A 4,864-nucleotide genomic window follows, 5' to 3' on the forward strand; every position below is an offset into this window, starting at 1 on the left:
ACAATCAGTGGCTGATTCCGCTGGCTGCCCTGCTGGGAGCGAATCTGATGCTGCTGGGCGACATTTTGGGCAGAATGCTCATTGTTCCACGTGAAATACCCGTCGGGATCATGACGGCACTTGTGGGCGCTCCTTATTTTGTGTATTTACTGCGGAGAGACCGCAGCAGAAGATCATTCTGATTCCCCGATACCCAAGGGAAAAAGCCCCTTCATCGTATCTGGGGATGCATCTAGGTACATCCGGCAGCAGTCTGATGTATCTAGATGTAGCACGCCAAAAAGCACGTCAGACCATCACAGGTATTCCTTCCTCCTGCGATGGGTCTGGCGTGCTCTTTACTCTAAGGACAACGACTTTACGGTGTTTCGCCTTCATATGAGACCGGGCCGGGTAATCCTGTCTACCCCATTCCACGTCATTTTATGGAGCTACCGGTTGCTCCTGTAACGTTCTTTGCCCCAACGCTTTGCCCAGGAATTGCCGTGTCCGCTCTTCCTTCGGATTGGTGAAAAATTGCTCCACAGGACCCTGTTCCACGATGACGCCATCCTCCATCAGCACGACCCGATCCGCTACATCCCTCGCAAAACCAAGCTCATGCGTCACAACAAGCATCGTATTGCCTTCACTTGCCACTTTTTGAATGACTGACAGCACTTCATCCACCAGCTCAGGATCGAGTGAGGAAGTCGGTTCGTCGAACAACAGCACCTGCGGATTCAGCGCCAAAGCCCGGGCTATGGCAACACGCTGCTGCTGTCCACCCGAAAGCTGGGCAGGATAATAGTTCATGCGATCCTTTAACCCGACCTTTTCCAAAATCCCTTCACTGATCTCCCTCGCCTGCTTGCGATCCAGCTTTTTTACACTGGTCAGACCGATCATCACATTATGGAGTGCATTCAAATTTTTAAACAGCTGATATTGCTGGAATACCATCGCCGTTGCCATACGCAGTCCAAGAATATCCTTTTTTCCCGCCTTAGTCGCATCTACCTTTACACCGTCAATTTCAATAATACCGCTGGTCGGCTGCTCCAGAAAATTAATGCTGCGCAGCAGCGTGGACTTTCCCGATCCGCTCGGGCCCAGGATGACCACAACTTCTCCCCTGCCTACGGTCAGGTCTATGCCCTTCAACACGTGATGCTGTCCAAAATGCTTATGGATTTGATGAAGTTGAATCATACACTTACTCACTTCTTTCGTAAATTCGAATACGCTTCTCCAGCACGACAAGCCCGCGTTCAATAATGATGCACACCAGCCAGTAGATCAGAGACACCGCAACATACACCTCAAAAAAAGCCAGCGCCCGTGCGCCCATAATTTTAGCCTGTCCCATCATATCGACAACACCGATCATAAAAATAAAAGACGTATCCTTCACCGTACTGATCAGCGTGTTCCCCAGATTGGGCAAAGCCACCGTCAACGCCTGTGGCAGTACAATTTTGAGCATAATCTGTGTCTGACTCATCCCGATGGAATTGGCAGCCTCAAATTGCCCACGGTCCACTGAGTTAATCGCAGCCCGGAACGTCTCCGACAGATACCCCCCGAGGTTCAACGAAAATGACAACAGTGCGAAAATCTCGGGTGGAATCACGTAGATATTTAATTGCTGCAGGAAACCATATTCGCTCTGAAAAAAATATAAAAACTTGGGTATTCCATAATATACGAGAAATAACTGCACAATCAGCGGCGTTCCCCGAATGTACGAGACATACAGCGTAGACAATTGCGCCAAAACAGGCACCTTGTATATCCGGATTAAGGCCGTCGCCAACCCGATGATCGAACCTAGCAGCATGGACAATAGCGCAATCCATAGCGTAACGGGTAGATACTCCACGATCCGGGGAAGGCTTTTCAGCATATAATCAAGGTCAAACAGCTTTTCCATAGGAACCTCACTTTACCCATTGCATTGTTGTTACTGAGGGATATATTCCCCGCCTGTCCATTGTTCAGACAGTTTTTTCAACGTTCCGTCCGCTTTCAGTTCTTTAATAATGGGGTCAATTTTCGCTTTCAGTTCTTCGCCCTGCTTATCCTTATTGAACACCAGATTGATATCATCCGTTTTCACAGGATCACCTATCGCTTCGACCTGCAAGCCTTCCTTCTTGATCGTAGCAGCCGTCATGACTGGATCATTGACATAAGCGTCTACCCGGCCATTTTGCACGTCCTGAAGGTTGTCAGACGAAGTGCCTGTGTCATTGTATTTCAAAATAATTTTATTTCCGTTCTTTGCATTGTACTGTTCCAGTAATTGAGTGTAGGAATCCCCTACGGAAGCAGCTACCTTCTTGCCTTCCAAATCCTTGAGAGAGTGTATATCCGTTCTGCCTTTTTTCACAACAATGACGGATTGAGCCTGGAAGTAAGATTCATCAGAGAACAAGTATTTTTGCTCACGCTCGGGATTTTTGGCGATTTCATCCGCTACGACCTGAATTTTGTTCGCTTCCAGCGCCAGGAAAATTCCGTCCCAGCCCGAAGGGACAAACTCAAACTTGTAGCCGTCCAGCTTCTTGTCAATTTCCTTGATGACATCCACATCGTATCCGGTCAGTTCATTTTTATCATTCGTAAAAGCAAACGGCGGGTAGTCATTTTGTGTGCCGACATAAATCACCTTATCCCCTGACGCCGCTTCCTTTGAGGAGCATCCACTCAAGGCACCCGTTAATAACACAAGAGATAGGCCAATCGCTGCAACGAAAGCAGATTTTTTCATATTGTAATACCCCTTTTTATCCCAAGTAATTTACTATGATTTTATATTATAGCGGGTTATTCAAATAATACAACAGATAAATTTGATTTCAATTGCTTATCCATATGCTGCACAAAAAAAAGGACCCTTGCGGGTCAACTTTCATTCATGAAGGGAAAGACGGTCTGCTGGATGTTCCGGCAAAATAGATGAGATCAACCGTTGCACAGCCGGATGAGCGGATTCAAAAATCCGATCCTTGTCATCGCAGCGTTCGATCAATTTCCCCTGCTCCATCACGGCAATACCATCACAGACGGCGTAAGCCGCCCGAATATCATGCGTGATGAACAGATACGACAATCCGAACGAGGATTTCAGCTCTCCCAGCAGGGATAAAATATGCACCTGGTGAACCATATCCAGGCTGCTGACGGACTCATCCAGCACGATGAGCTTGGGCTTGAGGGCAATCGCTCGGGCAATGTTGATCCGCTGCAATTGTCCGCCGCTAAACTGATGCGGAAGTTTATTCCGATCCTCCGGCTTGAGACCGACCCGCTCCAGCAGGTGCTCAATCGTTCTCTTTTGCTCCTGTACCGATAGCCGTTCGTAATTGTCCAGCGGCTCCCCGATAATCTGCCCGGCGGTCATCCGGGGATTTACAGCGGAATAGCAGTCCTGAAATACGACCTGCATATCCCGTCGCAGCTCCCTGCGGACCTGTGTGCTTCCATTATAAATGTCCTGGCCCTGAAACAGCACCTGACCCTCCTGCGGCTTCTCCAGCCCCAGAATGACCTTGCCCAGCGTGCTTTTACCCGCTCCGCTCGTTCCAAGCAAGCCCAGGCAAAATCCGCTCTCTATGGTGAGTGAAACGCCGGACAGCACGGGGGAACGTAGTTCGGAGCGGCCCAGCCATTTGCGCCTTCCATAGCTATGAGTTACTTCCTTCACTTGCAGCACGCGCATTCGCCCCCCTATTGAATGTGTAACCGTCCACAGGCGACTAACTGCCTGCCTGATTCATGTCCCGCAGGGACAGCTTGGGTCTGGCATGCAGCAGCATTTTCGTATATTCATGCTGTGGCTGATTGAACAGCCGATGAACCTCCGCCTGCTCGACGATACGTCCCTGCTGCATGACAGCTACTTCATCTGCCATTTGGGAAATGACTCCCAGATCGTGCGAGATCAGCAAAATGGAAGTGCCGTATTCTGTGCGCAAGCGGTCCAGCTCTCTCAGCACCTGCAGCTGATTCACGACATCGAGCGCCGTTGTCGGTTCATCCGCGATCACCACCGCAGGACGCAGGCACATGGAAATGGCAATCATGACGCGTTGCAGCATCCCCCCGCTGAGCTGAAAGGGATACCGCTTCAACAGCTTGGCCGGTTCGGGCAAATTCATCTTTTCCAAAGCTGTTATGGCAAGATTACGGGCCTGTCGTGTGGTCAATTGAGTATGAGTGCGAATGGTTTCCATAAACTGAGCCCCGATCGTATACACGGGCGTAAAAGCATTCATCGGATTTTGCATAATCAACGCGATGTCCTTACCGCGAATACGCCGTATCTCCTCGGCCGCCATTCCGTTCAGCTCACGCCCATTCAGACGGACACTGCCTTTTACGTCCATCGTCTGGCGATCCAGCAGTTGGAGCAGGGCGTTACAGGTCACCGTTTTGCCGCTTCCACTCTCGCCAACAAGACCCAGTACCTGCCCCTTTTTCAGTTCAAAATCAATCGGCTCCAGCAGAGGGACTGTCCCTGTACCCGTTTGGAGCTTCACCTGCAAGCCGCGGACCTCCAGCACCTTCGACTTCGCCCCGTCATCCATCGTTGTTCTCACTCCTGTTTTACTGACGTTTGGAAATTCCGTATCGGTCTGACAGCGCCTCTCCCAATATATTGAAGGCCATGACCACTACCAGAATCATGACGCCCGGATAGATCATTAATTCCGGATGACTGCGGATGTAGCCTGTTCCCTCATGAATCATCGCTCCCCACTCGGGAGTCGGTGGCTGGATACCCAGACCGAGGAAAGACAACGCGGAAATATCCATGATCGCCCAGCCCATCTCCAGCGTACCCATAACCACAATCGGCCGCAGCACATTGGGAATGATA

General features: G+C 50.1%; 7 protein-coding genes. 1 reads left to right on the forward strand and 6 read right to left on the reverse strand.

Features of this window, described 5'->3' with window-relative positions; genetic code table 11:
- On the forward strand, positions 1–182 hold a 182-nt coding region (locus tag WG8_RS24905; protein WP_007433067.1), incomplete at its 5' end, for an iron chelate uptake ABC transporter family permease subunit.
- A 241-nt stretch (positions 183–423) separates the two neighbouring features.
- Here WG8_RS24905 and WG8_RS24910 read toward each other — a convergent pair.
- The 6 genes from WG8_RS24910 to WG8_RS29225 all read right to left on the reverse strand — a co-directional run.
- Entirely contained in the window at positions 424–1,191 is a 768-nt protein-coding gene (locus WG8_RS24910; protein ID WP_007433068.1) for an amino acid ABC transporter ATP-binding protein, read from the reverse strand.
- Positions 1,192–1,195: 4 nt separating this feature from the next.
- On the reverse strand, positions 1,196–1,912 hold the full coding sequence (locus WG8_RS24915; protein ID WP_007433069.1) for an amino acid ABC transporter permease: 717 nt from the start codon (positions 1,910–1,912) through the stop codon (positions 1,196–1,198).
- A gap of 30 nt (positions 1,913–1,942) precedes the next feature.
- A complete protein-coding gene (locus WG8_RS24920) occupies positions 1,943–2,752 on the reverse strand; it encodes a transporter substrate-binding domain-containing protein (RefSeq protein WP_007433070.1) in 810 nt (269 codons plus the stop codon).
- 141 nt (positions 2,753–2,893) lie between these two features.
- A complete protein-coding gene (gene nikE, locus WG8_RS24925; RefSeq protein WP_007433071.1) occupies positions 2,894–3,703 on the reverse strand; it encodes a nickel import ATP-binding protein NikE in 810 nt (269 codons plus the stop codon).
- Positions 3,704–3,740: 37 nt separating this feature from the next.
- Complete coding sequence (nikD, locus tag WG8_RS24930; RefSeq protein ID WP_007433072.1) at positions 3,741–4,571, reverse strand: nickel import ATP-binding protein NikD; 831 nt, start codon at positions 4,569–4,571, stop codon at positions 3,741–3,743.
- Positions 4,572–4,590: 19 nt separating this feature from the next.
- Positions 4,591–4,864, reverse strand: a 274-nt coding sequence (locus WG8_RS29225) for an ABC transporter permease subunit (protein ID WP_007433073.1), incomplete at its 5' end; no start/stop codon positions are given.

It is taken from the genome of Paenibacillus sp. Aloe-11 (assembly GCF_000245715.1).
GTDB lineage: Bacteria > Bacillota > Bacilli > Paenibacillales > Paenibacillaceae > Paenibacillus > Paenibacillus kribbensis.

Excerpts from the sequence above, each read along its gene's own strand:
- nikE (WP_007433071.1), bottom strand. The coding sequence starts at position 3,703 with ATGCGCGTGCTGCAAGTGAAGGAAGTAACTCATAGCTATGGAAGGCGC.
- nikD (WP_007433072.1), bottom strand. The coding sequence starts at position 4,571 with ATGGATGACGGGGCGAAGTCGAAGGTGCTGGAGGTCCGCGGCTTGCAG.
- WG8_RS24910 (WP_007433068.1), bottom strand. The coding sequence starts at position 1,191 with ATGATTCAACTTCATCAAATCCATAAGCATTTTGGACAGCATCACGTG.
- WG8_RS24915 (WP_007433069.1), bottom strand. The coding sequence starts at position 1,912 with ATGGAAAAGCTGTTTGACCTTGATTATATGCTGAAAAGCCTTCCCCGG.
- WG8_RS24920 (WP_007433070.1), bottom strand. The coding sequence starts at position 2,752 with ATGAAAAAATCTGCTTTCGTTGCAGCGATTGGCCTATCTCTTGTGTTA.